At 67.2% G+C, this 965-nt stretch carries 1 pseudogene; it reads right to left on the bottom strand.

Annotated elements, in window-relative coordinates:
* Positions 1-246 precede the first annotated feature (246 nt).
* A pseudogene (locus tag ACTHQX_RS21710) lies at positions 247-639 on the bottom strand (glycosyltransferase); the annotation flags it as partial.
* Between the last annotated feature and the right edge of the window lie 326 nt (positions 640-965).

Here is a 965-nt window from a genome sequence, read left to right on the forward strand (position 1 = left end):
ACCTCGCCCGCGAAAAGGTCGAGGCCTTCATCCGCGGCGACCTCGACCGCTAAACCCCGCCCCCGGACGCGTCCTCACTTCCTGCAGGTTTTGACCGGACGCTCCATCACTCCCTGCAGGTTTTGACCGGACGCTCCATCACTCCCTGCAGGTTTTGACCGGACGCGTCCTCACCTCCTGCAGGTTTTTCATGCGATGCTCCTTCACCTTAGGTGGGGGAGCACCGCTGCTTAAGGGATGCGGGGGCTACCCGGCCAGGACTGTGGGACGGCCGAGTCGCTGTGCCGCGGCGGCGTGGTAGCTGTCGAGGGTAAGGGCGGCGGTGCGTTGCCAGCCGGAGTTTGCCGCGTGGATAGCGGCGGCAGTGCCCATGTCGCAGCGGGTGGCGGGGTCGTCGTGGAGGGCTTCGAGGGCGTCGGCCCAGTCGGCGGCGTCGTGGCCGTCCACCAAAAGCCCGGTGTGGCCGTCAATGACGGTGCGGGGCAGGCCGCCCACCCGTGTGGCCACCACGGGGGTGCCGCAGGCTTGCGCCTCCAGGGCCACAAGCCCGAACGATTCGCTGTAGGAGGGCATGACGACGACGTCGGCCGAGCGGTACCACGAGGCCAGCTGCGGTGCGCCGACCGGCGGATGGTGGGTGTGAAAATATCAACCTCCACGCCGGAGTCCGCGAGGGCGGCGGCGAGACCGCGGATGTAGACGTTCATGCCGCCGGCGTCGCCGGAACCGGGCTGTTCCATGGGGGAGGTGTGCAGCGACAGGAAAGCCACGCGCTTGAGTGGGGTCACGGCCCATTCCTTCTGGTCTGTTACGTCTGCTAAAGGGGTACACGAACGGCCCCCGTCTCCAGGACGGGGGCCGTTCAGCTTCAACTGTGTCTTAGTGGGTCACGTTGGCGAGGGTTTCGCGTTCGGCGGCGATGGTGGTGTTCTCGCCGTGTCCGGTCCTGACGGTTGTTTCCGGTG

This window comes from Arthrobacter sp. SAFR-023, from assembly GCF_051965295.1.
In the GTDB taxonomy this organism is placed as follows: Bacteria; Actinomycetota; Actinomycetes; order Actinomycetales; family Micrococcaceae; genus Arthrobacter.